Here is a 26,067-nt window from a genome sequence, read left to right as displayed (position 1 = left end):
TCCTCCTATGATTGTTCAATATCAGATTTAATGTTAGAAAGAACCCCGTTTACAAACTTTGTCGCTTTGTCATCACCAAACCGTTTTGCCAGCTCAATCGCTTCGTTCATAGAGACATTCACCGGAATGTCTTCGGCATACGCCATTTCATATGCTCCCAGACGCAAAATCGCGCGGTCAACATTGGCAATCCGATCGAGCTTCCAATTCACCAGATGATTGGAGATCATTTCATCAAGCTGGACTTGGTGTTCCAATACCCCGTGTACAAGCTGTTCAAAGAAAGGATCTGTTTTTTCTTCATCCAATGCGTGTTCTATGGCTTCATTCACTGCAATATCGCTGATATCAATTTGAAATAGTGCCTGCAAAGCTTTTTCTCTTGCTGTTCTTCTTTTCATTTTCTTTCTCCTTTGATCCTCTTTATCCGCTTGTCGTTAAGCCATAAAGAGATCATAACATATTTTTTTCGTATCCGCATATTGAAATCAAGGTTTTTTCACCCTATTACCGAATATTTTCACACACCTTGATATGATCATTCGGATTTCACGATCATGAAGAAACTCGGCTGCCTTGAGCCGGCTTTCTTCATGCTTTGAAATAAAGGGTAACGTGTAAAAAAACCAAAGGGCCGCCCTCCCCTTGGTTTCTTGTTAAGCCATTTTACATTTCTTCGTCGATTTGGACTTCCTGGGCTTTTGTGTCAAATTGAATGCCGACGATATGAATATTGATCTCGTTAATCGAAAGAGACGTCATATTTAATAAGGTTTGACGAATGTTTTCCTGAACGGACGCTGCAACTTTCGGAATTGAAACGCCGAATGTAACGACGCAGTATACATCGATCGTAATGCCGTCATCCGCCAGGTCGACTTTGACACCTTTGCCATGATTTACTTTACCGAAGCGTTCGACGACACCTGTCGCAAAGTTTCCGCGCATTTCGGCAACACCATCAACTTCTGAAGCTGCTATGCCGGCAATGACCTCGATGACTTCCGGTGCAATCTCAACCTTACCTAAATGCGTATCTTCTTGATTCATTTTAAGCAAGCTGTTGTCTTTCATTCAATTCACCTCCGTAAAAATTATGAGCCCATTACATCATATGTTTCTAAAAATTTCGTATTAAACTCTCCGCCAACAAATGTTTCATGTTCAAGCAGTTTTAAGTGGAATGGGATTGTTGTCTCAATGCCTTCAATGACGAATTCGCTCAATGCGCGCTTCATGCGGGCAATCGCTTCATCTCTCGTTTTTCCGTATGTGATCACTTTTGCAATCATGCTGTCATAGTACGGAGGGATGGAATAGCCCGGGTAAGCAGCTGAATCTACACGGACACCAAGACCGCCCGGAGGCAGGTACATTTTAATTTCACCAGGAGACGGCATGAAATTTTTACTTGGATTTTCTGCGTTGATTCGGCATTCGATCGCCCAGCCTTGGAATTCGACATCTTCTTGGTTAAGGCTCAGTTCCATTCCTGATGCCACTTTGATTTGTTCCTTAATCAAGTCTGTTCCCGTCACCATTTCTGTGACTGGGTGCTCCACCTGGATTCTCGTGTTCATTTCCATAAAGTAGTAGCGCTGTTCTTTGTAGTCATAAATAAATTCAACTGTTCCCGCGCCTGAATAGCCAACTGCTTTTGCAGCCTTAACCGCTGCATCTCCCATCTGCTCCCTGATTTCTGAATCAAGCGCCGGAGATGGTGTTTCTTCCAAAAGCTTTTGCAGGCGTCTTTGAATCGAGCAGTCGCGTTCACCTAAATGGATGGTATTTCCGTAGTTATCGGCAAGCACTTGGATCTCAACGTGACGAAAATCTTCTATGTATTTTTCGATGTAAACACCTGGATTTCCGAATGCTGTTGCAGCTTCCTGCTGTGTAATCTTAATGCCTTTGATCAGTTCCTCTTCGGTGCGGGCAACCCTGATTCCTTTTCCGCCTCCGCCTGCGGTGGCTTTTATAATTACAGGATACCCAATTTCATTAGCAAGTGAAACCGCTTCTTCCATATTTTCTATAATTCCTTGCGAACCCGGCACGATCGGCACGCCGGCCTGTTTCATCGTTTCCCTCGCAACGTCTTTTGTTCCCATTTTTGAAATGGCGTCAGCGCTCGGGCCGACAAATGTGACGTTAACTTCTTCACATAATTCCGCGAAATCTGCATTTTCAGCTAAAAATCCATATCCCGGATGAATAGCATCCGTTCCTGTCAGCTTCGCAACACTCACAATATTTGTAACATTTAAATAGCTGTCTTTTGATGCTTTCGGCCCGATACAAAAAGCTTCATCAGCCATTTGAACATGAAGGGCATCTTTATCAGCTTCTGAATAAACAGCGACAGTCTCAACTCCGAGCTCTTTGCAGGCTCTGATGATTCTGACAGCAATTTCTCCTCTGTTGGCGATCAATAGCTTTTTAATCATGTTAAGTCTCCTTACTCTGCTTTCACAAGAAATAGAGGTTGTCCGTATTCGACCAGCTGGCCGTTTTCTACTAACACTTCAACGATTTCACCTTTTACTTCCGCTTCAATTTCGTTGAAAAGCTTCATCGCTTCTACAATGCAGACAACTGTGTTTTCATTTACTTTTGAACCGGCTGTTACATATGGGCCAGCTTCAGGTGATGAAGACGCATAAAACGTTCCTACCATTGGTGAAGTGATTTTATGCAGATTCTCATCTTGCTTCGGTGCTTCTTGGGCAGGTGCCGGCGCTGCTTGCTGCGCTTGCGGCTGAACTGCCTGCGGAGCCTGTGCCTGCACTGGTGCTGACGGTGCCTGCTGCATCACTTGAACAGTGCCTGCTTCATGTTTTTTCAGTTTTAAGGAAACACCTTCATTTTCATATACGAATTCATCAATTGCAGACTCGTCAATTGCTTTAATCAGCTCGTGGATTTCTTTAATATTTAACATTCAATCGCACTCCTATGTATAAAATGTCTTTTTTTATAGGTTACTACTAAAAGTACATACTATGTTTATCTTACAGGAGCGGACTTTTGAATTCAACTCTAATATGATTGGCACACAAAAAGCCCGCTGCTTAAGCGGGCGTATTTTTCATCTTATTTACTTGGATGGCTCAAATGTGACAGCGACGTCTTTCATTGTTTTGATTTCTTTTGCCACAAGGTCTATGATGGCTGTCGCCTTAGATTTAGAATGTTTGTCTGATTTGACTGTAATGTTGATTTTATCTCCTTCAGCATTGACGAGCGCGTCTTTGTAGCCTTGTGTTTTAATAAGGGTTTCCAGCTGTTTTTCTGTTCCTTCCACTTCACTGAGAGCCGTCATTTTATCATATGCTTCGCTCTTTTCCTTTGCTGTCGCATCATCGCTTGACACTATGGCATTCAGCTCTTCTCTTTCTTTGCTTCTGGTATCTTCTAAATCTAGACGGTATGTTGTAAACAAATCATCATCGGCTGTTTCTGTTACCACAGTTCCTTTTTCACTTGCTTCAGCGGATGTTTCCTTGTCTGCTGATGAATCTTTCGTGCCCTTTGTTCCATCTTCTTTTTCCGTTTCTGTTTCAGTTTCCGGACCGCTTTTTTCCTTCGTGTCTTGCTTGGCAGGCGCTTTTTCAGTTGCGACCTCTCCTGAGTCAGACGCATTTTTTTCACTTTTCATTTGCACGGCATTTTTGCTTTCCGGAGACATGATATAGTAGACGCTTAACACCACGACAAGACTAAGCATTGTTAATAGCCAAACGGTTTGTTTTTTGAGCATTTATGAATCCTCCTTTATTTTTTTAGGGGCAACCGCAACCCGGTGGCTTGGAACATCCAGGACCCGTGTCACCGCTTCAATAATCGTTTGTTTTATTTGAACGTTGTCCACTCCTTGAGCAACAACGAGTACACCGCGTATATCAGGTTTTTTCGTTTGGACGACGACGGGTGTTTCTTTATCGCCGTTTTTGATCATCACAATTTCTTCTTCCGATGTCTGGTCTGTGACGCTTCTTGTCCCGCCCTCTTTGTCTGTTTCTTCAGTGGTTGTATTTTTGTTTGATTTGTTTTTTTCATATACTTTCAGCGACGTTGCATCAACATTCACGACAACCGAGACATCGTCTACACCTATGATCGTTTCAAGAATTTCTTTCAGCTGATTTTCGTATTCTTTTTCATAATCATCGATCGAGTTTTTAGGTTCATCAGATTTTGAGGCTTTAAACACTTCGGCTGTTTTCCCTTTGCCGGCTGCGGTATCCTGTGATGATACCGCCGTTATCGGTTTGGCGTTTTCCGTTTTCTCCGGCGATGAAAACAGATGGCTGACGAGCATGAAGGAAACTCCGAGAACAAAAACGAACAGAAAGTAATGATATTTGGTCAGCTTCGGCTTTTCGCCGTGCTTCGTTTGCCCCGGAAGAAACTGCTTTTTCAATACATTCCATAATCCGTTTTTATTCATTGCCGACACTCTCCCCGCCTTCCATTTGAACCGTAATTTTCTCACTTTCGATCTCCCAAATGTCCGCAAGCTGTGACTGGATCTGTTTTGCTTCTTTTTGTTCGGCTGCATCTTTTGTTGTATACGCATGATCTGTGTCAATGCGAACCGGCGCGACCGTTTGGACCGTGTTTTCAGAAGACGGGGCCATATACACGCTGATTGTTTTAATATCCTCTTCTGAATCTACCTTTTCTCCTGCCGTGAGTTTGATGTGGTCTACTTTGTATTCATCATGACTGAATCTCTCCTCCGCTTTCTTTTTTAGTTGGACAGCCATTTCTTCTAAAATATATGCACGCTGGGAAGCTTGTATTTCTATTTTTTTTGAATTGATTTGATTTTTTATGTCGGCAGACTCTGACTGCCTGTTTTTTGTGAGGTATTCAAAGATGACTTCAGGATCTGTGTTGAAAAGCTTGAAAATCGGTGTAAGCATGACGACAATCAAGAGCAGGCTGACCACCATTTTTGCGTACTTTTGCATGCTGGAGCTCGGCAGCAGCATATCAATCACAATTGCAAATAGGATAAACAATACGATGGTGGTAAGCCATTCAGTTAGAAAACTCATCCGCAAGCCTCCTTTATTTCATCATCATCGTGAGGTTTCCGGCTGTGATGATGACGGTAAGGCTTAAAAAAAACATGAGGGACACAATGGCGAGAGCTGCAAAAATATAAATGACGCTTTTGCTGATGACATCGAGGCAAGTAATGACGGGTCCGCCTCCAAGCGGCTGAAGAATCGCGGCTGCCAGCTTATAAATAAAAGCGAGGGAAAGCACTTTGATTGCCGGAAAGGCCGCGATACAGATTAAAATAGCAACACCGAGAATCCCTACGGTATTTTTCAGCAATAAGGAAGCGCTGATCACTGTATCTGTCGCGTCTGTAAACATTCGGCCAAGAACGGGAATAAAGTTTCCGGTTATAAATTTAGCCGTTCTGAGCGTAATGCCGTCTGTCACTGCAGCTGAGGCTCCCTGAACAGAAATAACACCGAGAAAGATGGTGAGAAACACGGCCAGTGCTCCGATGGCGATATTCCTGAGCAGGTTGGCCAGCTGCGTTACTTTGTATTGTTCAGTCATAGTGCTGACAATGCTTAGAATCGCTGATAAGAAAATCAGCGGCATGACGATATTCTGAATTAATAGACCGCTCGTATTCATCAGAAAGAGGATAACAGGATGAAAGAAGGCTGCAGATACAGCTCCGCCTGAGGAAGCCAAAAGCGCCAAGAGGAGCGGAATGAGCGCCAATATAAAGCTGGTCATCGTCTGAATGGCCTCCGTCGCATAATTGATTGCCACATGAAAACTGTTCAGCGCAAGAATAATCAACACCATATACACAATTGAATAGGCGACCTTGCTGACGGTGCTTTTCTGAAACGCATTTTGCAGAAGCTGCAGGATGACGCAAAAAATGGTGAGTAAAATTAATGTGCCCAGCAGCTTGCCGTTGGCTAGCACTTCATGAAACAAATAAGAAAAGAGAGCTTTCAGCCATTCTTGCGGTGAAAATGATTTATCGCCATTGATAAACTCAATTAAGCTGCCTTTTTGGCTTTCCGGCAGCAGTCCGCCATATTCTGTCATAATGTCATTCCAAAATTCACCGATCTTGTCTGTTTCAAGCGAGGCCGCTGTCCTTTCCGCTAATTGCTCAGCTGTTTCAGCATGTTCATCCGCTTGTTCGGCATCACCGGCTGCTTGTACCAATTCTGCACGGCCCGCTATGATCAGCACGGCCAGAACTAAAGCCCAGTGGAAACGCTTCAATCTACCGCCTCCCTTCGGTTATGACATAGAAGGTATAAGTCCGAGAATCGTTTCAATAATGACTGTTATAATAGGCACAGCCATAACAAGAATTAAAATTTTCCCCGCCAATTCTATTTTCGAGGCGATGGCCCCTTGACCGGCATCTTTTGTAAGCTGCGCCCCGAATTCAGCGATATAGGCGATTCCGATAATCTTTAAAATGGTTTCAACATAGACCATGTTGACGTTTGCGTTAATTGCAATTTTTTCTATCATTCGAATAATGTCGTAGATTTGGTCTACCAAATAAAGAAAAATAGCACAGCCTGCAAACACGACGATTAAAAACGCAAAAGTCGGCTTTTGTTCTTTAACAATTAAAGAAAGGAAGGTGGCGATCAGCCCTAAACCTACAATTTGAACAATGTCAATCTGCAAGCCCCCCCTATCCTTGGAATAAAAACACAGCTTTTATCTTTTTAAATAGGTCGTCTACAATTGTGGCGACCATAAATAAAATATAGATAAAACCTAACAGCGTCACCCACTGGGCATATTCTTTTTTGCCCATCTGATCCAAAATCGTGTGTAAAAAAGCCACCACGATTCCCACTCCGGCGATTTGAAATATCACGTTCACGTCTACTCCCATTTTATTTTTGCTCCCCTCACGTTTACATCAATAGAAGAATGAGTAACAAGCCCGCTAAAAAGCCTAAACTTTTTATCATCTTTTCATTTTTCGCCTGTGCCTGCTCAGCATCCGCTTCCGAGGCTTCCAAGTGTGTAAGCGCCAGCTTGATGTGCTTTTGTTGCGAGATTCGGTCATGAATCCCGAGCGTCTCGCCAAATTGCTTCAGCACTTCATATTCGCTTTTTTTCAAAGACATGGTGTCCCACACCTTCTTTAAGCTTTGCTCCCACGCGGTTTTTGCGGAATCGCTGCCCTTGTCCAGCTGATTACTGAATGTGGTAAAAAGAGCCGAAACAGGCTGTGCCAGCTGCTTGGCAATCTGCTGTGAAGCGATATGAAGCGGTGTATGGCCGTACATGATTTCAGCCTCGAGGGATTGGAGCGCCGCACGCAGCTGGCGGATTTGCCGCGGTCGTTCCGTATAAACTTTCGCCATCTCAAAACCTGTCCATGTTGTCGCCACCACAATGAATACAGCACCCAGCAGCTTCAGCATGTCTTCACGCCCATCGTCCCAGACAGCACATTTCCATCTTTGTCATAAATGCGGCTTATTGTGCCCGGCCCCTTCGCTCTCGATAATTCCAAATAGCGGTCAAAGGCTCTTTCTTCCCACAATCGCTTTAATGAAGGCCGTTTCATCAGATCAGATATGCTCCAGCCATGCGCCGATACGATGACTGAAACACCTGCATGCAGCGCTTCAAGAAGTGCGTCTGTATCTTCCATACGCCCGATTTCATCGACAATGATCACCTCAGGGCTCATAGACCGAATCATCATCATCAGGCCCTCAGCCTTTGGACAGGCGTCTAACACGTCAATCCTCTGCCCGAATTGATGCTGGGGAATACCGCGCAGGCATCCGGCAATTTCTGACCGTTCATCGACGATTCCTGTCTTTACGGGCGACATGCGTTTTTTGCCGGTGCTCGAGAGTCTCGCAAGATCTCGGAGAAGTGTTGTTTTTCCAGTTTGCGGCGGACCGATAATCAGCGTATTCAACCAGCTGTCTTGATATAAGTATGGAAGCAGCGGCTCCGCAATCCCCAGTTTTTGCCGGGCAATTCGTATATTAAAAGATGCGATGTCACGGAGGCCTTTCACACCTCCGTTTTCCGTAATGACTCTGCCTGCCAGCCCGACTCTGTGGCCGCCTCTGATCGTGACATACCCTTTCTTCAGCTCTTCTTCGAGCGTATACATACTATAGTTGCTGAGCCGGCTGAGAATCAGATGGGCATCCTCGGCCGTACCCGCATAGGATAAAAAAACAGGTTGTCCTTTTCGAATTAATTCAACAGGGCGGTTGACCCGAATTCTGACTTCTTCGATTTCCAGCCATTGATGTTCCGGTATTTCAGAAAGGGCGTTTTTCATGGATTCAGGGAGAACCTCAGCGATTTCATTCAAACAGAGCCTCCTCCTTTCTACCGATTGGCTTCTTTAAAATGTATGATGTGAGGCAGAGTTTATGACAAGCCTCTCTTTATTTATGAACACCCGCCAAAATTAAAACAACACCCGTAAAAATCAGAATCAGCTTTGCATACGACAGCTGCCCGGCAATTTGATAGATTCCGACAGTCATGGTGATGATAAAAATCAGCGGACCGACAATAGCGAGAATGCTGTTAACCACAACCGCCTTCCGGACATCATTTGTCACAAGCATGATAATCGCTGCCGTCAGCTCAATCATAGAGGATAAAACGCGCAATCCGGCCATTGTTAAAACAGTAGAATTGATATTTCCAAGCAAAAATTTCATAGCACTCTCCCAACCTCCCATTTTTTTATATGATATGCTCTAGCTTGCGGAAGTAGTCTTGTCATTTTCGTATAAAAGGAAGATTCTCTTTTTAGGCACAAAAAAAGCCTGCTCCCATTTGGGAACAGACTTCTCTTTTCTTTCTATGCTCTTGAAACGTATGAACCGTCAGATGTATTGACAACAAGTTTGTCGCCTTCATTTACAAAGAACGGCACGTTTACAATAAGTCCGGTTTCGGTTTTCGCAGGTTTTGTACCGCCAGATGCTGTATCACCTTTAATGCCGGGTTCAGTTTCAACAACTTTCAGTTCAACTGTGTTTGGAAGTTCGATACCGAGCGTTTCTTCTTGGTACATCATGATATGCACAGACATGTTTTCAAGCAGGTATTTTAATTCCTCTTCGATTTGAGTCTCGCTTAGTTCAAGCTGCTCATAAGAAGAAGTATCCATAAATACGTGCTGGTCTCCGTTTGCATATAGATATTGCATTGTTTTTGTTTCGATTTGCGCTTTCGCTACTTTTTCACCAGCGCGGAATGTTTTTTCCTGAATCGCGCCAGTTCGAAGATTGCGGAGTTTAGAACGGACAAACGCCGCGCCTTTACCAGGTTTTACATGCTGGAAGTCAACGACGCGCCAAATGCCGCCGTCTACTTCGATTGTTAATCCTGTACGGAAATCGTTAACTGAAATCATGTTTAATGTCCTCCTATATTCCAATCACAAAATAATAAGTTCTTTTGGGGAATGGGTGATTGTCCGGTTGCCGTTTTCTGTAATCACGATGTCATCTTCTATGCGGACACCGCCTGTTTCTGGTATGTAAATGCCCGGCTCCACTGTCACCACCATGCCCGGTTCAAGGATAGCTGAAGATCTGACGGACAATCCCGGTGATTCATGAACCTCCATGCCGAGCCCGTGTCCGGTTGAATGGCCAAAATATTCACCGTAGCCTTTTGCCGCAATGTGATCCCTTGTGAGGGCGTCAGCCTCTTTTCCTGTCATTCCCGGCTTAATATGTGCGACGCCTAATGCCTGAGCATCAAATACGACCTGATAAATCTCCTTCAATTGGTCACTTGGCTCACCTACAGCGACCGTACGGGTAATATCAGAACAATATCCTTTATAATAAGCGCCAAAATCAAGCGTAACTAGGTCTCCGCTTTCAATCAGTTTGTCACTGGCCACACCATGCGGAAGGCTTGACCGAAGGCCCGAGGCAACAATCATATCAAAAGAAGAGCTGTCAGCTCCCTGGCTTCTCATATAAAACTCCAGCTCATTGGCAACAGCGATTTCAGAAATGCCGGGTTTCATAAACGTCAAGATATGTCTGAAGGCATCATCTGCAATCTTCGCAGCTTCCTCTAATATCTTAATCTCTTCATTAGACTTAATCAAGCGCAACTTTTCCACGGATTCAGCCACAGGCACTAATTCAGCCTCACTGATAACTGCGCTGTACGACGCATATGTGCCGTATGTCATGCTGTTTTGCTCAAAGCCGAGGCGTTTGATGCCGAACGCTTCAATCGTGTCGGCGGTGGTCTGAATCAGGCTTCCGCCATGCTCAATGATTTCAAAGCCCTTTACCTGAACCTTCGCCTGCTCTGTATAACGAAAATCCGTAATAAACGCCGCCCTATCACCTGATATAACAGCCAGACCCGCTGAACCTGTAAATCCTGTCATATAGCGTACATTCGTGCTGCTTGTGATCAGCATTCCGTCAATCCCCAGCTGTCCAAACTGGTCTCTTAATTTCTCTAGCTTCATCTTGATTCTCCCCCTTGCTGGCTTAATAAGTAGCGAATCGCAAGCTTATAGCCTTCAGCTCCAAGACCGACAATCTGCCCTTTCGCAACCGGAGCAATGACCGACTGATGTCTGAATTCCTCCCTGGCATATAAGTTTGATAAATGCACCTCAACCACAGGAAGGCCGATGCTCGAAACAGCATCCCTGATTGCATAGCTGTAATGGCTCAGCGCTCCGGGGTTCAGAACTATGCCGTCGTATTGCTCCGCTGCCTCATGGATGGCATCAATCAAATCACCTTCGTGATTAGACTGGAAGAAAGTGATCTGGATATGTAAGGCTTCAGCAAATTGAAAAAGATCTGTTTCTATGTCGGTCAGTGTCTGGCGGCCGAATACCTTCGGCTCACGCTTCCCCAGCCGATTGACATTCGGCCCGTTCAAAATCAAAAAATGAGGCACATGAATCTCTCCTTTTCGTGAGGGTATCTCATGTAAAAAAATGTCCACTTCTCGTGAACATTTTATCATACTGGAAAAGGATAATACACTATTCTCTATGCACTGTTCCCAGCGCACGTGCCAGCTTCTCCGAATTCAGCTCATTGTATTCAAATGAGATGGAATAACCGACAAACAGCCCGTAAAGCAAATAAATGCAAATGGTCGTAATAACTGTATCAGCTTTCAGTTCGGTCACCGCGCGCACATCAGGAAAAATGGGATTAAAAACAAAAAACACGAGCATCCAAAGCAGAAAGCCATATAAAATACCCGGCCACATTGTTTTTAACCGTTTCAATAGAAGAAAATATAGGAATGCTGCGCCGATTGAAAGAATTCCGATTAAAATAATGCTGATTACTGTCCCCAGTCCATGTTTTTTCCACTCTCCGAGTACAAACGGCTGCAAAATCATATTGGGACTGACTTCGGAAAAATGAAACAAATACGCAATATAAGCGATGAAACTCCATAATACGCCTCCGAAAAAACCTGTTGCCGCCACCCTGCTGGCCATCGGAACAGGCGGTCCCTGCTTCTCATTCGATTGTTCATGTTGTTCTGTCTTTTTTTCGCTTGTCATCATGGCACCTCCAGTTAAAGTGTGCCCAAAAAATGAAATGTCAATAAAAAAGCTCACACTTTTTGACAGCTGCGAGTAAAATTTGAAATTAACGGGTATAATGCATGTAGATAAAGCAAGGCTAGACAATTTTTCAGCCTGTCAATCTAGAGGTTTAGCGCTGTTTCCTGTACAATAGAGTGAAAGGAAATGGTTAGCAATCCTAAAGAAATAGGCAGGTTGATAATATGTCAAAACATAAAATTCCGCCCGCTTACGGCGGTCAGGCAGTTGTGGAAGGCGTTATGTTTGGAGGAAAGCATCATTACGTTACAGCAATCAGAAGAACGGACGGAAGCATTGACTTCTTTAAGCTTCCCCGCAAACGCAACCCGAAACTGAACATCGTGAAAAAGATTCCGTTTTTACGAGGGATCGCGGCCATTATTGAAGCGAGCGCAAACGGCACCAAGCATTTGAATTTTTCTAGCGAACGTTACGGGCTTGATCCATCTGAAGACGAGACACTTGAGCAGGAAGAAAAAAAATCCTCCGGGCTGTCTATGTATCTCAGCCTCGCGGTTATCGGCGTCTTATCATTTTTGTTCAGTAAATTTGTATTTACATTGGTTCCTGTTTTCTTAGCTGAACTGACAAGGCCGGTTTTTTCATCGGACACAGCGCAAATCGCGGTTGAAAGCCTATTTAAGTTGGTTTTGCTGCTCGGTTACATTTATTTTTTATCCATGACACCGCTCATTAAAAGAGTGTTTCAATATCATGGAGCCGAACATAAAGTCATAAACTGTTATGAACAGAATTTGCCAATTACAGTAGAGAATGTTCAAAACCAATCTCGGCTTCATTACCGCTGCGGATCAAGCTTTATTTTATTTACGATTATTGTCGGCATGTTTGTCTATTTGCTCGTTCCGACAGATCCGCTTTGGCTGCGTGTTATAGATCGTGTCGCGCTGATACCGGTCGTACTCGGCATATCCTTTGAAGTTCTGCAGCTGACAAACAAAGTGCGTGATATACCCGGACTGAAATTCCTTGGGTATCCGGGGCTCTGGCTTCAGCTGTTAACAACAAAAGAGCCTAAGGATGACCAGGTTGAAGTTGCAATCGAAAGCTTTAACGAGCTTCTCAGACTCGAAGAAATGTCTGCACAAAATCAGAAGCCTTCTCACAACGTCATCTAATATCCGTTGCCCTGCTATTACTTTCGGAGGTGGACAGTTATGAATCATCGTGTACAACCTATTATTGCTGTATTAATTGCGCTGGGAGCGTTCGGTTTCCTCTATGTACTGGTAACCAATCCCGGAGAAATGGCAAAAATGGCGGTAACCGTCATCGTGGCAGGTATCATTATTTATTTTATTGTGAAATATGTAATGAATCGAAATGCGGGCAGCGAAGGAGCGGCCTTCAAAAAAGCGGCGAAACAATCCCGGCGCCGGATGAAAGAACAAAAAGCAAAGCACCGCGCCGGACATAAGGGACGTGTCAGCCACCTGCGCAGCGTTCCGAGCGCCAGCAAGCCTAAGCCGATGATTCTCAAGAAAAAAAGCCAGACTCAGCTGACTGTTATAGAAGGGAAAAAAAATAAAAAGAAAAACAGAGCGCTTTTTTAATAGGTCCACTGTTTTAAAAACTGCTCTGTCCGTCTTTTACCTAGCTCAATCAGGGCTAGTTTTTTTTGTTGTGTTAAATGAAATTCGGTCGCCATGACGTCATCAACCGGGAGAAAAATGATGTTTTGTTCATAGCGTGACGCAATGTGCCTTGCGTCATGTGCATCCTTCATCGTTTCAAACAGGGCGCCGAACAGTTCGAATGCGTTGCGGATATTTTTTCGCGGACGCTCCCTTTCCCGCGGTGCAAGCGTCACACCGATAACAGGGCGTTTTCTTTCCTTTGAAAACAGCCAGATGGGAAAATTGCTTAGCACCCCTCCGTCAACAACCGTGGCGGTGTCTGTGTCCGTTTTTAATTTTATCGGTTCAAAGAAATACGGAATGCTGCAGCTCATTCTTACCGCCCTGGCAACCGGAAACATATCGGGATTTAACCCGTAACGGACCAAATCGTCCGGCAAAACAATCATGGTGCCGTTTGTCAGATCAGAAGCGATAAGGCGCAGAGACCCCTTCTGCAAATCACCGAAAACCCTTATGCCTTTCGCTCTTAACAGATCAGCAATCCATTTTTCTATCGTATCGCCTTTATATAAGCCAAGACGCCAGTAAATGGACACCCACTGAAGCATTTTCAAGGGGAGAAATGAGTACCGCTGGTCCAGCAATTTCTCTCCGTCCACTTCTTCAATTAAAGCATGGATTTCTTTACTGGTGTAACCTGAGGCAATGAAGGCGGCTATAATTGCGCCCGCGCTTGTACCCGCAAGCCGTTTAAAGCGGAAGCCTTTTTCCTCAAGCGCTTCATAAGCGCCTGCCAGAGCAATGCCTTTTACTCCGCCGCCGGAAAATACACCGTCAATATACATCTCATTCCCCTCCCCCTCCATCCAATCGTTTATTACCATTTTAAGAAAACATGCGAAGAAATAGACCAACGAATGACGCGCGGCGCAGCGAATTAAAAAAAGACGGCCTCCTTCGAGACCGCCTTTTTACTGATTATGATGTTCTGTTTTCTTTTGGATTGATTTCAGATCTTTTTTACGCGCATCATCTTCTTCAAAATATTGAACAAGATCCCCGATGCGATCAATGCTGTTCCAGCTTAAATGATGTTCGATTCCTTCGACATCGTTATATATTTTCTCTTCATCAACACCAATGATTCTTAAAAACTGCTCAAGCAATTCATGTCTGTATACCAGCCGTTTGCCTATTTTTTTCCCTTTAGACGTTAACACGAGACCGCGATATTTTTCATAAATTAAATATTCGTCTTTATCTAGTTTTTGAACCATTTTCGTTACAGAGGAGGGATGGACTGCCAATGCTTCCGCAATATCGGAAACCCGTGCATATCCTTTTTCTTCAATCAGCATATAAATCTGTTCAATATAATCTTCCATACTTGGTGTCGTCATCGAAACCCTCCCAAAAAGCACCTTAACTTTATAAACCATTACAAGTTTACACTAATGAACTTGAAAAAACAAGGATGCTCCGCGGGCCAAAAGCCCTGTTTACCGCTTGTAATTCCATTCATCTGAAGCGTATTTTGTTTCTGCCAAGTGATGTACAAAATCAAGCTCTTCCTGAGATAGTTCGTATGGCTCCAAATGAATGTTAAGGCCTGTTTCAAATCCTTCTTTAAAGGCTTTACGGGCCTCATCCATCGTTACCTGTTTTTCAGTGAGTTCATTAATGGCAACCGCTTTATTTTTGAAATTGCGCTGCATCCGCTCTCTGACTCTTTCACTCGGATACAAGAACAAATCAAACAGCTTGTCCTCATCTAAGTCGAGCAGAATGGATCCGTGCTGAAGAATCACGCCTTTTTGCCTCGTTTGCGCGCTTCCCGCCACCTTGCGTCCCTCAACCACTAGCTCATACCATGAGGGCGCGTCAAAACAAACGGATGACCGCGGGTTTTTTAAGCTTTCTTTTTCTTTGTCAGTTCTCGGAATGGCAAAATAAGCGTCCAGACCAAGATTTCTAAAGCCTTGGAGTATGCCTTCTGAAATGACCCGGTATGCCTCAGTGACCGTTGCCGGCATTTCGGGATGTTCTTCTGAAACAATCACGCTGTATGTCAATTCCTGATCGTGCAGCACACCTCTCCCGCCGGTCGGGCGTCTGACGAATCCGAGATTATACTTATGTACGGCTTCAAAATTGATTTCCTTTTTAATATTTTGAAAATACCCTACAGAAAGAGTCGCCGGATTCCAGCCGTAAAAACGGATAACCGGGGGAATTTTTTCTTCGCTGTGCCAATATAAAAGCGCTTCATCAAGCGCCATATTGAATGCAGGATTTGCATTGCCTGAGTCTATAAACCGCCAAGTTTCTTTTTCCATTTTGAGACCTTCCTTACCGTTTTAATAGAATTAGTTTATCAAACTGCCGGGAAAATGAAAAATATTTTCGTTTCATTATGGATGACAATCGCGCCATGCTTTACTATAATAGTATTTGTCGAAAACGGCTCTATGGCCTTGTTTTACGAAACAGGGTTTTGATTTTATATGCTAAAGGAGTAGGATCACATTGTCTAATATGATCGTTTTGATTATTTTTGCTGCGTTTATCGTGTATATGATTGCTTCATATGTCTATCAGCAGCGAATTATGAAAACACTTACGGAAGAAGAATTCCGCGCGGGTTACCGAAAAGCGCAGCTCATTGATGTCCGTGAACCAAATGAGTTTGAGGGCGGGCATATTTTAGGCGCCCGCAACATCCCGCTTTCCCAGCTGAAACAGAGAAAAAATGAAATCCGTCCGGACAAGCCCGTTTATCTGTACTGCCAAAACAGCGTCCGCAGCGGACGCGCGGCACAAACCCTGCGCAAAAACGGCTGCACTGAGATTTACAACCTAAAAGGCGGCTTTAAAAAATGGGGCGGAAAGATTAAAGCAAAGAATTAAAGCAAACAGCTGTCTTTTTACAGACAGCTGTTTTTTTACTTCTCTTTCGTCTCATACCTGAGCACTGGATGTCTCGCCGCTTTTGTTTCATCCATTCTTTTTACAATTGTCGTATGTGGCGCCTCCTGGACGATCTCCGGATTCTCCTCCGCTTCTCTTGCGATTTGAATCATAGCGTCGATAAACGCATCCAAGGTTTCCTTTGATTCCGTCTCTGTCGGCTCAATCATAAGGCATTCTTCAACATTAAGCGGGAAATAAATCGTAGGCGGATGATAGCCGAAATCAAGCAGCCGTTTTGCTATATCAAGCGTACGCACCCCCAGCTTTTTCTGCCGCTTACCTGACAATACAAATTCATGCTTGCAATGACGGTCAAACGGAAGATCGTAATAAGGCGCGAGCTTTCTCATCATATAGTTGGCGTTTAACACTGCGTTCTCCGTAACAGCCTTTAACCCGTCAGGCCCCATGGAGCGGATATACGCATACGCTCTGACATTGATGCCGAAGTTGCCGTAATACGGCTTTACGCGGCCGATCGAATGAGGGCGGTCATCATCAAATGTAAAGCGGCCTTCCTTTTTGATTAAAACTGGTTTTGGCAAATAAGGAATCAGATCTTTTTTTACACCGACAGGGCCTGAGCCGGGACCTCCGCCGCCATGAGGGCCAGTGAATGTTTTATGCAGGTTGAGGTGCACTACGTCAAATCCCATATCGCCCGGTCTCGCTTTGCTTAAAACCGCATTTAAATTGGCGCCGTCATAGTACAATTTCCCCCCCGCTTGGTGAACAATTTCCGCCATCTCGGTGATCTGCTCCTCAAACAAGCCAAGCGTGTTCGGATTCGTCAGCATCAGAGCAGCAGTTTCTTCATTCACTGATCTTTTTAAATCCGCCAGATCGACAAGCCCATTTTCATTCGATTTCACCGTAATCGTTTCAAAGCCAGCTACTGTCGCTGAAGCAGGATTTGTCCCGTGCGCGGAATCAGGAACAATGACCTTTGTCCGCTTGAAATCCCCGCGCGCTTCATGATAGGCGCGGATCATCATCAGCCCCGTCCATTCGCCATGCGCCCCGGCAGCTGGCTGAAGCGTAACCTCATCCATTCCCGTAATTTCCTCGAGGTGCTCACTTAAATCATATAAAAGCTCTAAAGCGCCTTGCACCGTGTCTTCATCTTGAAGAGGATGAATTGCAGCAAAACCGGGGATGCGCGCGATTTTTTCATTGATTTTCGGATTGTATTTCATTGTGCAAGAACCGAGAGGATAAAAGCCGGAATCCACCCCGTGATTCCGTTTGGACAGCGCTGTATAATGGCGCATGATATCCAGCTCAGACACCTCCGGCAGCTCTGCGTCCTCGCCACGAATATAGGTGTCTGATAAGAGGTCCTCCAATTCGACTTCCGGTACATCGAGCTCCGGCAGACTGTAGCCGATGCGGCCTTCTCTGGAAAGCTCAAAAATAAGTGCCTGATCTTGATTACTCATGGCGATCCCCCAATTCCTGAATGAGTGCGTCAATTTCTTCTTTTGTTCTCAGCTCCGTTACAGCAATCAGCATATGACAGTCCAGCTCCGGATACGTCAGCCCAAGATCGTATCCGCCGATGATGCCTTTTGCCAGCAAACGCTGGTTCACAGCTTTCACCGGTTCATCCAATTTGATGACAAATTCATTAAACATCGGTCCGTCAAATATGACGGGGAGGCCCGCTTTTTTTGCTTCTTGCTTTGCATAGTTGGCTTTTAGTAGATTTTGGCGGGCGATTTCTTTTACGCCGTTTTTCCCGAGAGCTGTCATGGCAACAGAAGCTGCCAGCGCATTTAAAGCTTGGTTCGAGCATATATTTGATGTCGCTTTATCCCTGCGGATATGCTGTTCTCTTGCTTGTAATGTAAGCACAAAGCCTCTTTTTCCATTTTCGTCTTCCGTTTGTCCGACGAGACGGCCTGGCATCTTTCTCATTAATTTTTTGGTGACGGCGAAAAAGCCGCAATGCGGGCCGCCATATGCTGATGGAATGCCGAAAGGCTGCGCATCGCCGACGACGATATCAGCCTGAAACTTGCCCGGCGGAGCGAGCTGGCCTAACGCAAGCGGGTTGGCTGACACAATAAACATGGATTTCCCTTGATGAGAAATAGGTTCAATATCCTTTAACGGCTCGACCCGGCCAAAAAAATTCGGGTACTGAACGATCACTGCGGCTGTATCCTCGCAAACGGTTTGGCGCAAAGCGTCAAGATCGGTAACGCCATCTGCAGCGGGGACTTCAACGACTTCAATATACTGACCTTTTGCGTACGTTTTCAGCACTTCTCTCGATTCAGGATGCACGGTTTTTGACACAACGATTTTTTTCTTTTTCGTATGGCCGGAAGCAAGCATTGCCGCTTCTGCCAAGGCTGTTCCGCCGTCATACATAGAGGAGTTGGCGATATCCATTCCTGTCAGTTCACAGATCATCGTTTGGAATTCGAAAATGGCCTGAAGCTCCCCTTGCGAAATTTCCGGCTGGTAGGGTGTATATGCCGTATAAAACTCAGAGCGTGAAATGACATGATCCACAATCACAGGCTGGTAGTGGTCATATACACCCGCTCCCAAGAAAGACGCGTGTTGTAAGGTATCCTTATTTTTAGAGGCCAGCTTTGTCAGTTCTCTTGTGAGTTCCGTTTCTGACTTCGCTTTTTTGATTTGATACTCTTTTTTATATTTGACGTTTTCCGGTATATCAGCAAATAGTTCATCGATGCCCCTTACGCCGATAGCGGCAAGCATTTCTTGTTTATCCTCTTCTGTTGCGGGCAAATAACGGTGCTTCATGTGTTGACTCCTCTCCCCAAGAAAAAATATTAGCGTTTATAAAATGGTGTTTTAACAACCTTTGCTTTCACTAATTTTTTGCGAATCTCCACCTCTACAACTGTCCCGATTTCACTCGCTTCCGCAGCAACTAGGGCAAGGCCGACGTTTTTCCCAAAGGTCGGCGACTGCGTGCCGGTTGTAACCTTTCCGGCAGGCTTGCCATTATAGAACACTTCATATCCGTGCCGCGGTATCCCTTTTTCGATCATTTCGAGACCGACAATCTTCCTCATTGCTCCGTTTTCTTTTTGTTCGCTCAATACTGACTTGCCGAAAAAATCAGACTCCTTTTTGTGTTTTACGGCAAAGCCTATACCTGCTTCAATCGGTGTAATATCCCGGGTCAGCTCCTGTCCGTAAAGCGGGAGCTTCGCTTCAAACCGGAGGGTATCGCGTGCGCCGAGACCGCATGGAATCAGCCCATATGCTTCCCCCGCATCAATAATTTGTCTCCATATATACACAGCATCCTCATTGCGGCAGTAAATTTCATACCCGTCCTCACCCGTATAGCCGGTGCGCGAAATAAGTGCTTTGCAGCCGCTGATATCAGCTTCATCGATAAACGCAAACGGCTTTAATGCAGATAAATCTGAAGACGTAAGCGTTTTTAAGATTGTTTCTGCTTTTGGACCCTGTACAGCTAAGAGCGCGATCTGATCAGACAAATTATCAATCTGCACATCACCTGCGGCATGTTCTTTCATCCAAGCCAAATCTTTATCTATATTAGATGCATTAATGACCAGCAAATAACTGTTCTCACCTTTTTGATAGATAAGTAAATCATCGACGGTTCCGCCATCCGAATAGCACATCGCCGTATATTGCGCACGACCTGGCGTTAACGCGGAAACATCATTGGTCATCAGCCTTTGCAAAAAAGACAGACTATCGTTTCCTGACACTTCGATCTCTCCCATATGAGATACATCAAACAGCCCGGCCGCAGTTCGGACAGCCTCGTGTTCCTTTTTTATAGAAGAAAATTGAACAGGAAGCTCCCAGCCCCCGAAATCAATCGTTTTCCCTCCATATTCCTTATACAGGTCAAATAACGGCGTTCTTTTCAGCATCGAATTCCTCCCCTTTTTTAACGGCGCAGCTAAAAAAACATACAAAAAAGGACAGAGAAACACCTCATGTAAAATGAAGGTTCTCTGTCCTGGCACCTGAAAGTTTACTTTGCATACGCAAAGACGTCCCCTTTGGTGGTTTGCGCATCCGCACAAACACTCTCCAGAGTTGCGTCGAGCAAGAGTTCTTTTGCCTGAGAGATTCACTCCGCAGTTTGCTCCTTCGGCGCCTGTATCCCGAAGTTCTCGGTCAGGTCTCTCCCCTTGCTGTCATTCGCTCATATTTTCATGCTGTTATGGACATACTATAGCAATATCTTACATCAAATACATACTCATATCCTACCACCATCACTATATGCTGGGCAACAGCAATTTGGGCAGATTTTTCTTATATTGTGCATTTTAAGAATCGAAGAATAAGAAAGGCGGTTTCAAAACAATGGACGCTGAAATAATCTACGATGCAAAATGGCCTGATGAATTCGCTGAAAGACTTCAACATGATGGCCCGTGGGCGAACTGGGAACTGTACAAGCTTTCTGCAGAAATCCAGAAAACATTAGCCATTCCTGAATTTGAAGGCTTACGGGCCCCTTTATACCTGCCTTCCTTTACGCCGCTCCCGCACCAGCTTGAGGTTGCGCAAAAAGTGGTTGAAAAAATGAACGGGAAAGCGATTTTAGCAGACGAGGTAGGCCTTGGGAAAACGGTTGAAGCGGGACTGATTCTAAAAGAATATATGATTCGCGGTTTAGCCAAAAAAATATTGATCCTTGTGCCCGCTTCCCTTGTATCACAGTGGGTCAAAGAGCTTCAGGAAAAATTTTTGATTCCGGCTGTTGAACAAAAAAAAAGCTATGTATGGGAGCAATGCGATATTGTCGTATCATCAATCGATACCGCAAAGCGCTCGCCCCACCGTGAAATCGTGCTGTCAATCCCATATGATCTCGTGATTATTGATGAGGCGCACAAACTGAAAAATAGTAAAACGAAGAACTATGAATTTGTCCGGAATCTCGTAAAAAAATATTGCCTGCTGCTTACCGCGACGCCAATTCAAAACCGTATTGAAGAAATTTTCAATTTGGTGTCCTTATTAAAACCCGGCCATTTAGGCAGTCAAAATCACTTTCAGGAAGAGTTCGCTAACAAGAAATCCAGTTTAGAAGCGCATGAGCATTTAAAAGATCTTGTGAATAAAGTCATGATCCGAAACAGGCGGCATGATACCGGGCTGACTTGGAAACAGCGCCATGTTGAAACAGTGCCGATTGAATTTTCTCCATCAGAGCAGGCGCTTTATGATGAAATTTCCCGCCTGAAGGAAGGCATCGATAAGCCGGCCAGCATGTTCTCGATTATGACATTGCAAAGAGAATGCTGTTCGAGCAGAGAAGCAGTATATATGACGCTGAAAAAAATGCTTGATCAAAAAGAAAAACAAGCACCGGCCATTGATGAACGCACCATTTCGGTTTTAATAGACCGCATCAACCAAGTCACACAAAACTCTAAAGCACTGCAAGTCGTTGATCTGATCAAGAAGATAGACGATAAGGTCATCATTTTCACAGAATACCGGGCAACCCAGATTTACCTGCAATGGTTTCTTCAGCAAAACGGCATCAGCTCCGTGCCGTTCAGAGGCGGATTTAAACGCGGGAAAAAAGACTGGATGAAGGATCTTTTCCGCGAAAAAGTCCAGGTTCTGATTGCAACTGAAGCCGGCGGAGAAGGGATTAACCTGCAATTTTGCAATCACATGATCAACTATGACCTGCCATGGAATCCGATGCGTCTTGAGCAAAGAATCGGAAGAATTCACAGGCTCGGACAGGAACGTGACGTGCACATTTACAACATGGCGACAAAACATACTGTGGAAGAGCATATTTTAAAGCTCCTGTATGAAAAAATTCACCTGTTTGAAAAAGTGGTCGGCGAACTTGATGATATATTAACGAAAATTCAAGTGAACAATTTTGAAGAACATCTGCACGATATTTTGTGCCATTCAGCAACAGAGGAAGACATGAAAATCAAAATGGACAACTTAACTTCATTTTTGTCTTATAAAAAACAGCAGCCTGCTGAAAAAAGAGGATCTTAACCTGTAAGGAGGTTTTATAAGTGAGACAGCAAGAGATTCACGATTTTCTGCTTCGTTTTTTTCAGGCAAACAGCTGCCCGATCGTCGATCAAGGTTCCGGCTATATGACAGTGCAGCTTACAGTTGAAATGGACAAACAGATCATGAACCGCCCTTTCTACTGGCACTGGCGCGAGAAGACAGGCGGCGATCCGAATCCAATGAAAATCACTTTTATTACAGATAAGGAAACCGCTCCAAAAGACCTAGATGGCGAATTTATTTATTTTGGGGCGCCGCGCCTCTTTCAAATTTTCAAAGCTGTTAAACAAAATGGGAGATTTACCAGAATGTATGAGAAAATTGAATCAGCCGGAGCCAAAGTCCCACTTCAACCTTGGCTTGGTATAAATGTCACGATTTCATACCAGTCCGACATGAAAAAGGATAAGCTATTGTCACTAGGTCTTCATCTAGTCTCTGGAACCATAATTGAACATTTTCAAAGCAAGCTGACACACCTTTCATTGACGTCGCAAATAAGCGACTATTGCTTCACCATATCGCCTATGATCAAACCAGCAAGCGGCCTTACGCGGATGGAAAACTATATTGCTAAATCCGCCATGCAGGAGCCGTCAGACTGGGCAGAACAGGCGGTAAACAGGTGGAAGAATGATATGTCATTGCTTGACAAGTTTTATGAGCATGTAGAAGAAAAACCAGAAGAGTATCATCTAGAAAAACAGGCGCTGAAATCCTTGTATCAACCAAAGATATTGGTGGAAATTGAAAATGGCGGATTATTTTATTTGCAAAATAATATTTCAAGCTAACTTTTTTAACATTCGACATCGTTCTCGTTTTTTTTGAAAAAATGCGATTATAATAAAGGTATACTGGAAAAAAATTCTGGCAATTTCAATGGCAAATGACTTCCAGAGACGCTGAAGGCATACAATGAGTCATGGCCGGACTGGCTGAAATACATAAACAAGTATTTTAGGAGGAGAAACTGCATGAAAAATGCAAAACAAGAGCACTTCGAATTAGATCAAGAATGGGTTAAATTGATGATGAAAGCCAAAGAGGCAAATATCAGCCCGGAAGAAATACGAAAATATTTACTTTTAAACAAAAAGTCTGCTCATCCTGGTCCGGCAACCAGAAGTCATACCGTAAATCCTTTCTGAATGTGCTATAATATCACAAGGAAGGTGATGACATTGATTGGCCAGCGTATTAAACAATACCGTAAAGAAAAAGGCTACTCACTATCAGAACTAGCTGAAAAAGCTGGGGTAGCGAAGTCTTATTTAAGCTCAATAGAACGAAATCTACAAACGAACCCCTCCATTCAATTTCTCGAAAAAGTCTCCGCTGTTCTGGACGTCTCGGTTCATACTTTGCTCGATGAGAAACATGAAACCGAATACGATGGTCAATTAGATAGTGAATGGGAGAAATTGGTTCGCGATGCAATGACATCCGGGGTATCGAAAAAACAATTTCGTGAATTTTTAGATTATCAAAAATGGAGAAAATCTCAAAAAGAGGAGTAGTGCCCGAGCAGAGGCACTGACTCCTCTTTTGTCAATCAACATAGAAACAGCCCAGTACTCGATATACTGGGCCATGTCTTTTTTATTGCTATTAATTTTTATCCTCACTGTGCGCTTTTTCATTTTCTTTAATGTAACCGTCTTTATCAGTATGTTCCTTTTTGATTGTCAAGCCGTTCCACTGTGTCGCTTCGAATGAGAATTGAAGCTGCACTGAGTTGCCTTGATATTTATTTTGAACCATTAGCCCGTTTTCGTCTTTTGTTTTATCGTCTTTGAATTGGATCTCCATTTGGACTTGGTCAAAATCAATCGGTGTTTTTGGAATACCATCATATTCAGGAGCAGTTTTACCGTCAATAGTTGCTACATTGACTTTACCGCTTGCATGTAAGAATTTAGGGTCAATTTGTTTTTTGATTTTTTCAGCAGCTGCTGCATCATTCTTAGCGGACATCAAATACAAGTCCTTGAGGTTTGCATCATCTAAAATAATATTTTTCGGGTATCCATTGCCGCCCTCTTTTCCAACTGTCAATAGAGTCACTTCAAACTGGCTGAGAAAATCTTCTGCAGATGTATTGCTGCCGCCGTTTGCTTTAAATTCACCGTAATTCAGTGCCATTAATACTTCTTTGATCGCAAGTGAGCCGTTATTTTCAAAATGGAAGTCTTTCGTCAATTTGTCTCCCGGCTTTAGATTTGACAGGTTAACACTCGCTGAATTTTCTTTAGCAGATAAATCAAGTGTACCTGATGCAAAAGTAGCATCCGTTGATTTAATGTCGTTAAATGCTGCCCATGTTCCTCCTCCTACTAAAGCTAATCCTAATGCCGCCGAAGCCACTCCTAAACTTAATTTCTTTTTCATACCCATGGCAAACTCCCCTTTTATTGAATGATTTATATCGAAACCTGTTGCCAGGTTTACAACTGAAGTTAAGTGGACATGGTGCTGTCCTTTGTATCTGTTTCCAAAGCTTTTGTCTTTCTTTCAATTTCTCTAATGGCGCTTGTGATCGTCACAAAAGCGTACATCAGCAGCATCACACCGGGAACAATCAGTAAAACAGCAGTTCCGATTGGCTGACTGGCAAAATGAAGCATATAGCCGGCATACGGAAGCTGAAAACCCGTATATTGCGCGCGGACATTTTCTTCCGATACTAGCGCTGAATCAGCTGCGGCGTTATTGTCCCCTTTTGTTTTAAATAACAAATGGCCTCCTTGCTTCGTCACGTCAACAATCCTGTGGGTGACCGCCGTATTTGCATCCTGCATAAATGTAATGACGTCACCCTTTTGGAGCTCTTTCACATCGGTGATTTCCTTGACCAATATTAAAGAACCTGTGTTGAACTCGGGCTCCATTGAACCCGAGAGAACTGATTTCAGCGTGTATCCAAACACTGCCGGCTCTCCCCCGGATGAACGTGTTGATATCACGACAAGCGTAAGTACAATAATGAGAGTAAAGATGATCACGTAGAGAATATTACTGATCAGCTTCATTGCTTTTTTCATCCTCTTCCCCGCTTTCCTTCACAACTGATTGAGTACCTTTTTCTTCCGTTACTGCTTCTTGAGATGCATCCTCTTTATTTGGTTTTTCTTGCACATCCTTTTGCGGTGTTTCCTTCTCCTTTTTGACCGCATGCTTTGTTTCTTTTTTCGGGACTGTCGGTTTTTCATCGCACCTTGCAAGCGTCATTGGCTCCGACCACTCAAATGTACTGCCGTCTGCCGGATAGCCGGCCGGTTGATATACTTTAAATGCATAAATGCCGGGTTTCATTTTTTTCTTCGTCTCAATTTTATAAAGTGAATCGCCAATTTGATTGGAAATGAACCCTTTTTCGATCACGTTCCCATCCTTTAGCGGTTTGCGGGCATTTTTCAGCTTATGAAGCTCCCACTTCCACTTTGATTTCTTCAGTTTCTCGCCTGTATTTTTAAGCTCAGCAAATAAAGTGACAGGTGAGCATACAGTACCTTTTGTATCCGTTTGATCTGACAGATGCAAATCACTTTGATCCCAGCGTTTATCGTAATGGCAGTTTTTATCTGTATGCTGAAAATCTTTACACGATTGAAGCGAAGCATTAAATGTTTCTATATCATGAAAAACAGCGCTTGTATCACCGGAAAATTGTAAGCATATCGCGGCAGTCAGACTAAAAATGACTGAAAGCTGAAAAAAAAGCAGCACTTTTAGTTTCGTCTTCGCCTTTTGCTGATTGTAGAACAATCGAAACATATCTTACCTCCTGTAAAACACTGTAACTTATTATGACAATTGTTCTTTTTAAAGAACCACACA

Annotated in this window: 33 protein-coding genes and 1 riboswitch; of the genes, 7 read left to right on the top strand and 26 right to left on the bottom strand. The window is 43.9% G+C overall.

Features of this window, described 5'->3' with window-relative positions; genetic code table 11:
• Positions 1-5: 5 nt before the first annotated feature.
• The 17 genes from nusB to ACMX2I_RS08800 all read right to left on the bottom strand — a co-directional run bounded on the left by nusB (position 6) and on the right by ACMX2I_RS08800 (position 11,581).
• Positions 6-401, bottom strand: a complete 396-nt coding sequence (gene nusB, locus ACMX2I_RS08880) for a transcription antitermination factor NusB (RefSeq protein ID WP_414956720.1) — start codon at positions 399-401, stop codon at positions 6-8.
• Positions 402-666: 265 nt separating this feature from the next.
• Complete coding sequence (gene yqhY, locus ACMX2I_RS08875) at positions 667-1,074, bottom strand: fatty acid biosynthesis protein YqhY (RefSeq protein ID WP_010328286.1); 408 nt, start codon at positions 1,072-1,074, stop codon at positions 667-669.
• 20 nt (positions 1,075-1,094) lie between these two features.
• On the bottom strand, positions 1,095-2,447 hold the full coding sequence (accC, locus tag ACMX2I_RS08870) for an acetyl-CoA carboxylase biotin carboxylase subunit (RefSeq protein ID WP_414956719.1): 1,353 nt from the start codon (positions 2,445-2,447) through the stop codon (positions 1,095-1,097).
• A gap of 11 nt (positions 2,448-2,458) precedes the next feature.
• Positions 2,459-2,941 carry an acetyl-CoA carboxylase biotin carboxyl carrier protein gene (gene accB / locus ACMX2I_RS08865; protein WP_414956718.1) on the bottom strand — a complete coding sequence of 161 codons (483 nt, stop codon included), beginning with the start codon at positions 2,939-2,941 and terminating at the stop codon, positions 2,459-2,461.
• A 156-nt stretch (positions 2,942-3,097) separates the two neighbouring features.
• On the bottom strand, positions 3,098-3,760 hold the full coding sequence (gene spoIIIAH / locus ACMX2I_RS08860; protein WP_202327216.1) for a stage III sporulation ratchet engulfment protein SpoIIIAH: 663 nt from the start codon (positions 3,758-3,760) through the stop codon (positions 3,098-3,100).
• Positions 3,761-4,450, bottom strand: a complete 690-nt coding sequence (gene spoIIIAG, locus ACMX2I_RS08855; protein ID WP_087990678.1) for a stage III sporulation protein AG — start codon at positions 4,448-4,450, stop codon at positions 3,761-3,763.
• Positions 4,443-5,063 (bottom strand): stage III sporulation protein AF, encoded by a 621-nt coding sequence (spoIIIAF, locus tag ACMX2I_RS08850; RefSeq protein ID WP_414956717.1) that lies wholly within the window; start codon positions 5,061-5,063, stop codon positions 4,443-4,445. The genes spoIIIAG and spoIIIAF overlap by 8 nt, the downstream gene beginning before the upstream one ends.
• A gap of 13 nt (positions 5,064-5,076) precedes the next feature.
• Positions 5,077-6,276 (bottom strand): stage III sporulation protein AE, encoded by a 1,200-nt coding sequence (gene spoIIIAE / locus ACMX2I_RS08845; RefSeq protein ID WP_087990680.1) that lies wholly within the window; start codon positions 6,274-6,276, stop codon positions 5,077-5,079.
• Between the two features lie 18 nt (positions 6,277-6,294).
• Positions 6,295-6,696, bottom strand: coding sequence for a stage III sporulation protein AD (spoIIIAD, locus tag ACMX2I_RS08840; protein ID WP_414956716.1), 402 nt, complete (start codon positions 6,694-6,696; stop codon positions 6,295-6,297).
• A gap of 7 nt (positions 6,697-6,703) precedes the next feature.
• A complete protein-coding gene (spoIIIAC, locus tag ACMX2I_RS08835; protein WP_003153142.1) occupies positions 6,704-6,910 on the bottom strand; it encodes a stage III sporulation protein AC in 207 nt (68 codons plus the stop codon).
• Positions 6,911-6,932: 22 nt separating this feature from the next.
• On the bottom strand, positions 6,933-7,448 hold the full coding sequence (gene spoIIIAB / locus ACMX2I_RS08830; RefSeq protein ID WP_202327206.1) for a stage III sporulation protein SpoIIIAB: 516 nt from the start codon (positions 7,446-7,448) through the stop codon (positions 6,933-6,935).
• Positions 7,442-8,365, bottom strand: coding sequence for a stage III sporulation protein AA (gene spoIIIAA, locus ACMX2I_RS08825; RefSeq protein WP_087990682.1), 924 nt, complete (start codon positions 8,363-8,365; stop codon positions 7,442-7,444). The genes spoIIIAB and spoIIIAA overlap by 7 nt, the downstream gene beginning before the upstream one ends.
• Before the next feature lie 76 nt (positions 8,366-8,441).
• Positions 8,442-8,723, bottom strand: coding sequence for a YqhV family protein (locus ACMX2I_RS08820; protein WP_003226379.1), 282 nt, complete (start codon positions 8,721-8,723; stop codon positions 8,442-8,444).
• Positions 8,724-8,866: 143 nt separating this feature from the next.
• Complete coding sequence (efp, locus tag ACMX2I_RS08815) at positions 8,867-9,424, bottom strand: elongation factor P (RefSeq protein WP_148962031.1); 558 nt, start codon at positions 9,422-9,424, stop codon at positions 8,867-8,869.
• 24 nt (positions 9,425-9,448) lie between these two features.
• Positions 9,449-10,510, bottom strand: coding sequence for an aminopeptidase PapA (gene papA / locus ACMX2I_RS08810; RefSeq protein ID WP_087990684.1), 1,062 nt, complete (start codon positions 10,508-10,510; stop codon positions 9,449-9,451).
• Entirely contained in the window at positions 10,507-10,953 is a 447-nt protein-coding gene (gene aroQ / locus ACMX2I_RS08805; protein ID WP_087990685.1) for a type II 3-dehydroquinate dehydratase, read from the bottom strand. Before aroQ ends, papA begins: the two co-directional genes overlap by 4 nt.
• An 88-nt stretch (positions 10,954-11,041) precedes the next feature.
• A complete protein-coding gene (locus tag ACMX2I_RS08800; RefSeq protein ID WP_414956715.1) occupies positions 11,042-11,581 on the bottom strand; it encodes a YqhR family membrane protein in 540 nt (179 codons plus the stop codon).
• 224 nt (positions 11,582-11,805) lie between these two features.
• Here ACMX2I_RS08800 and ACMX2I_RS08795 point away from each other — a divergent pair, with 224 nt between their 5' ends.
• A complete protein-coding gene (locus tag ACMX2I_RS08795) occupies positions 11,806-12,762 on the top strand; it encodes a DUF1385 domain-containing protein (RefSeq protein ID WP_414956714.1) in 957 nt (318 codons plus the stop codon).
• Positions 12,763-12,801: 39 nt separating this feature from the next.
• A complete protein-coding gene (locus ACMX2I_RS08790; RefSeq protein ID WP_003226367.1) occupies positions 12,802-13,197 on the top strand; it encodes an SA1362 family protein in 396 nt (131 codons plus the stop codon).
• Here ACMX2I_RS08790 and ACMX2I_RS08785 read toward each other — a convergent pair.
• The 3 genes from ACMX2I_RS08785 to lipM form a co-directional block, all read right to left on the bottom strand.
• Positions 13,194-14,069, bottom strand: a complete 876-nt coding sequence (locus tag ACMX2I_RS08785; RefSeq protein ID WP_414956713.1) for a patatin-like phospholipase family protein — start codon at positions 14,067-14,069, stop codon at positions 13,194-13,196. The two genes, ACMX2I_RS08790 and ACMX2I_RS08785, sit on opposite strands and share 4 nt — an antisense overlap.
• A gap of 126 nt (positions 14,070-14,195) precedes the next feature.
• Entirely contained in the window at positions 14,196-14,624 is a 429-nt protein-coding gene (gene mntR / locus ACMX2I_RS08780) for a transcriptional regulator MntR (protein ID WP_003236923.1), read from the bottom strand.
• A 99-nt stretch (positions 14,625-14,723) separates the two neighbouring features.
• Complete coding sequence (gene lipM / locus ACMX2I_RS08775; protein ID WP_087990689.1) at positions 14,724-15,560, bottom strand: octanoyltransferase LipM; 837 nt, start codon at positions 15,558-15,560, stop codon at positions 14,724-14,726.
• A gap of 190 nt (positions 15,561-15,750) precedes the next feature.
• On the opposite strand from lipM, the gene ACMX2I_RS08770 reads away from it, so the two are divergent.
• Positions 15,751-16,131 (top strand): rhodanese-like domain-containing protein, encoded by a 381-nt coding sequence (locus ACMX2I_RS08770; protein ID WP_064814188.1) that lies wholly within the window; start codon positions 15,751-15,753, stop codon positions 16,129-16,131.
• A 35-nt stretch (positions 16,132-16,166) separates the two neighbouring features.
• Here the strand turns inward: ACMX2I_RS08770 and gcvPB are convergent, their stop codons facing one another.
• Genes gcvPB through gcvT form a run of 3 tightly spaced genes read right to left on the bottom strand, consistent with a single transcriptional unit; the run spans position 16,167 to position 20,090 of the window.
• The gene (gcvPB, locus tag ACMX2I_RS08765; protein ID WP_414956712.1) at positions 16,167-17,633 is read right to left on the bottom strand and encodes an aminomethyl-transferring glycine dehydrogenase subunit GcvPB; all 1,467 of its coding nucleotides are present in this window, start codon (positions 17,631-17,633) and stop codon (positions 16,167-16,169) included.
• On the bottom strand, positions 17,626-18,972 hold the full coding sequence (gene gcvPA, locus ACMX2I_RS08760) for an aminomethyl-transferring glycine dehydrogenase subunit GcvPA (RefSeq protein ID WP_414956711.1): 1,347 nt from the start codon (positions 18,970-18,972) through the stop codon (positions 17,626-17,628). The genes gcvPB and gcvPA overlap by 8 nt, the downstream gene beginning before the upstream one ends.
• 29 nt (positions 18,973-19,001) lie before the next feature.
• Positions 19,002-20,090 carry a glycine cleavage system aminomethyltransferase GcvT gene (gene gcvT / locus ACMX2I_RS08755; RefSeq protein WP_394715967.1) on the bottom strand — a complete coding sequence of 363 codons (1,089 nt, stop codon included), beginning with the start codon at positions 20,088-20,090 and terminating at the stop codon, positions 19,002-19,004.
• Positions 20,091-20,262: 172 nt separating this feature from the next.
• Positions 20,263-20,364, bottom strand: a riboswitch (glycine riboswitch).
• A gap of 168 nt (positions 20,365-20,532) precedes the next feature.
• Between gcvT and ACMX2I_RS08750 the strand changes: the two genes are divergently transcribed.
• The 4 genes from ACMX2I_RS08750 (at position 20,533) to sinR (ending at position 23,747) form a co-directional block, all read left to right on the top strand.
• Complete coding sequence (locus tag ACMX2I_RS08750) at positions 20,533-22,206, top strand: DEAD/DEAH box helicase (RefSeq protein ID WP_414956710.1); 1,674 nt, start codon at positions 20,533-20,535, stop codon at positions 22,204-22,206.
• A gap of 20 nt (positions 22,207-22,226) precedes the next feature.
• Positions 22,227-23,021, top strand: a complete 795-nt coding sequence (locus ACMX2I_RS08745; protein ID WP_414956709.1) for a YqhG family protein — start codon at positions 22,227-22,229, stop codon at positions 23,019-23,021.
• Between the two features lie 183 nt (positions 23,022-23,204).
• Positions 23,205-23,378, top strand: a complete 174-nt coding sequence (gene sinI, locus ACMX2I_RS08740; protein ID WP_414956708.1) for an anti-repressor SinI — start codon at positions 23,205-23,207, stop codon at positions 23,376-23,378.
• A 33-nt stretch (positions 23,379-23,411) separates the two neighbouring features.
• Positions 23,412-23,747 carry a transcriptional regulator SinR gene (gene sinR / locus ACMX2I_RS08735; protein WP_003226345.1) on the top strand — a complete coding sequence of 112 codons (336 nt, stop codon included), beginning with the start codon at positions 23,412-23,414 and terminating at the stop codon, positions 23,745-23,747.
• 91 nt (positions 23,748-23,838) lie between these two features.
• On the opposite strand, the gene tasA is transcribed toward sinR, so the two are convergent.
• From tasA to tapA, 3 genes are all read right to left on the bottom strand, one after another.
• Complete coding sequence (gene tasA, locus ACMX2I_RS08730; protein ID WP_087990695.1) at positions 23,839-24,624, bottom strand: biofilm matrix protein TasA; 786 nt, start codon at positions 24,622-24,624, stop codon at positions 23,839-23,841.
• 62 nt (positions 24,625-24,686) lie between these two features.
• Positions 24,687-25,259, bottom strand: coding sequence for a signal peptidase I SipW (sipW, locus tag ACMX2I_RS08725; RefSeq protein WP_414958314.1), 573 nt, complete (start codon positions 25,257-25,259; stop codon positions 24,687-24,689).
• Positions 25,243-26,004, bottom strand: a complete 762-nt coding sequence (tapA, locus tag ACMX2I_RS08720) for an amyloid fiber anchoring/assembly protein TapA (RefSeq protein WP_414956706.1) — start codon at positions 26,002-26,004, stop codon at positions 25,243-25,245. Before tapA ends, sipW begins: the two co-directional genes overlap by 17 nt.
• Positions 26,005-26,067: the final 63 nt, after the last annotated feature.

The sequence above is a fragment of the Bacillus sp. SW14 genome, assembly GCF_047608225.1.
Classification (GTDB): Bacteria; Bacillota; Bacilli; order Bacillales; family Bacillaceae; genus Bacillus; species Bacillus subtilis_G.
This window is presented reverse-complemented; position numbering and strand designations above follow the sequence as displayed.

Excerpts from the sequence above, each read along its gene's own strand:
- nusB (WP_414956720.1), bottom strand. The coding sequence starts at position 401 with ATGAAAAGAAGAACAGCAAGAGAAAAAGCTTTGCAGGCACTATTTCAA.
- yqhY (WP_010328286.1), bottom strand. The coding sequence starts at position 1,074 with ATGAAAGACAACAGCTTGCTTAAAATGAATCAAGAAGATACGCATTTA.
- accC (WP_414956719.1), bottom strand. The coding sequence starts at position 2,447 with ATGATTAAAAAGCTATTGATCGCCAACAGAGGAGAAATTGCTGTCAGA.
- accB (WP_414956718.1), bottom strand. The coding sequence starts at position 2,941 with ATGTTAAATATTAAAGAAATCCACGAGCTGATTAAAGCAATTGACGAG.
- spoIIIAH (WP_202327216.1), bottom strand. The coding sequence starts at position 3,760 with ATGCTCAAAAAACAAACCGTTTGGCTATTAACAATGCTTAGTCTTGTC.
- spoIIIAG (WP_087990678.1), bottom strand. The coding sequence starts at position 4,450 with ATGAATAAAAACGGATTATGGAATGTATTGAAAAAGCAGTTTCTTCCG.
- spoIIIAF (WP_414956717.1), bottom strand. The coding sequence starts at position 5,063 with ATGAGTTTTCTAACTGAATGGCTTACCACCATCGTATTGTTTATCCTA.
- spoIIIAC (WP_003153142.1), bottom strand. The coding sequence starts at position 6,910 with ATGGGAGTAGACGTGAACGTGATATTTCAAATCGCCGGAGTGGGAATC.
- spoIIIAB (WP_202327206.1), bottom strand. The coding sequence starts at position 7,448 with ATGCTGAAGCTGCTGGGTGCTGTATTCATTGTGGTGGCGACAACATGG.
- ACMX2I_RS08820 (WP_003226379.1), bottom strand. The coding sequence starts at position 8,723 with ATGAAATTTTTGCTTGGAAATATCAATTCTACTGTTTTAACAATGGCC.
- efp (WP_148962031.1), bottom strand. The coding sequence starts at position 9,424 with ATGATTTCAGTTAACGATTTCCGTACAGGATTAACAATCGAAGTAGAC.
- papA (WP_087990684.1), bottom strand. The coding sequence starts at position 10,510 with ATGAAGCTAGAGAAATTAAGAGACCAGTTTGGACAGCTGGGGATTGAC.
- ACMX2I_RS08800 (WP_414956715.1), bottom strand. The coding sequence starts at position 11,581 with ATGATGACAAGCGAAAAAAAGACAGAACAACATGAACAATCGAATGAG.
- ACMX2I_RS08795 (WP_414956714.1), top strand. The coding sequence starts at position 11,806 with ATGTCAAAACATAAAATTCCGCCCGCTTACGGCGGTCAGGCAGTTGTG.
- ACMX2I_RS08790 (WP_003226367.1), top strand. The coding sequence starts at position 12,802 with ATGAATCATCGTGTACAACCTATTATTGCTGTATTAATTGCGCTGGGA.
- ACMX2I_RS08785 (WP_414956713.1), bottom strand. The coding sequence starts at position 14,069 with ATGTATATTGACGGTGTATTTTCCGGCGGCGGAGTAAAAGGCATTGCT.
- mntR (WP_003236923.1), bottom strand. The coding sequence starts at position 14,624 with ATGACGACACCAAGTATGGAAGATTATATTGAACAGATTTATATGCTG.
- lipM (WP_087990689.1), bottom strand. The coding sequence starts at position 15,560 with ATGGAAAAAGAAACTTGGCGGTTTATAGACTCAGGCAATGCAAATCCT.
- gcvPB (WP_414956712.1), bottom strand. The coding sequence starts at position 17,633 with ATGAGTAATCAAGATCAGGCACTTATTTTTGAGCTTTCCAGAGAAGGC.
- gcvPA (WP_414956711.1), bottom strand. The coding sequence starts at position 18,972 with ATGAAGCACCGTTATTTGCCCGCAACAGAAGAGGATAAACAAGAAATG.
- gcvT (WP_394715967.1), bottom strand. The coding sequence starts at position 20,090 with ATGCTGAAAAGAACGCCGTTATTTGACCTGTATAAGGAATATGGAGGG.
- ACMX2I_RS08750 (WP_414956710.1), top strand. The coding sequence starts at position 20,533 with ATGGACGCTGAAATAATCTACGATGCAAAATGGCCTGATGAATTCGCT.
- sinI (WP_414956708.1), top strand. The coding sequence starts at position 23,205 with ATGAAAAATGCAAAACAAGAGCACTTCGAATTAGATCAAGAATGGGTT.
- tasA (WP_087990695.1), bottom strand. The coding sequence starts at position 24,624 with ATGGGTATGAAAAAGAAATTAAGTTTAGGAGTGGCTTCGGCGGCATTA.
- sipW (WP_414958314.1), bottom strand. The coding sequence starts at position 25,259 with ATGAAGCTGATCAGTAATATTCTCTACGTGATCATCTTTACTCTCATT.
- tapA (WP_414956706.1), bottom strand. The coding sequence starts at position 26,004 with ATGTTTCGATTGTTCTACAATCAGCAAAAGGCGAAGACGAAACTAAAA.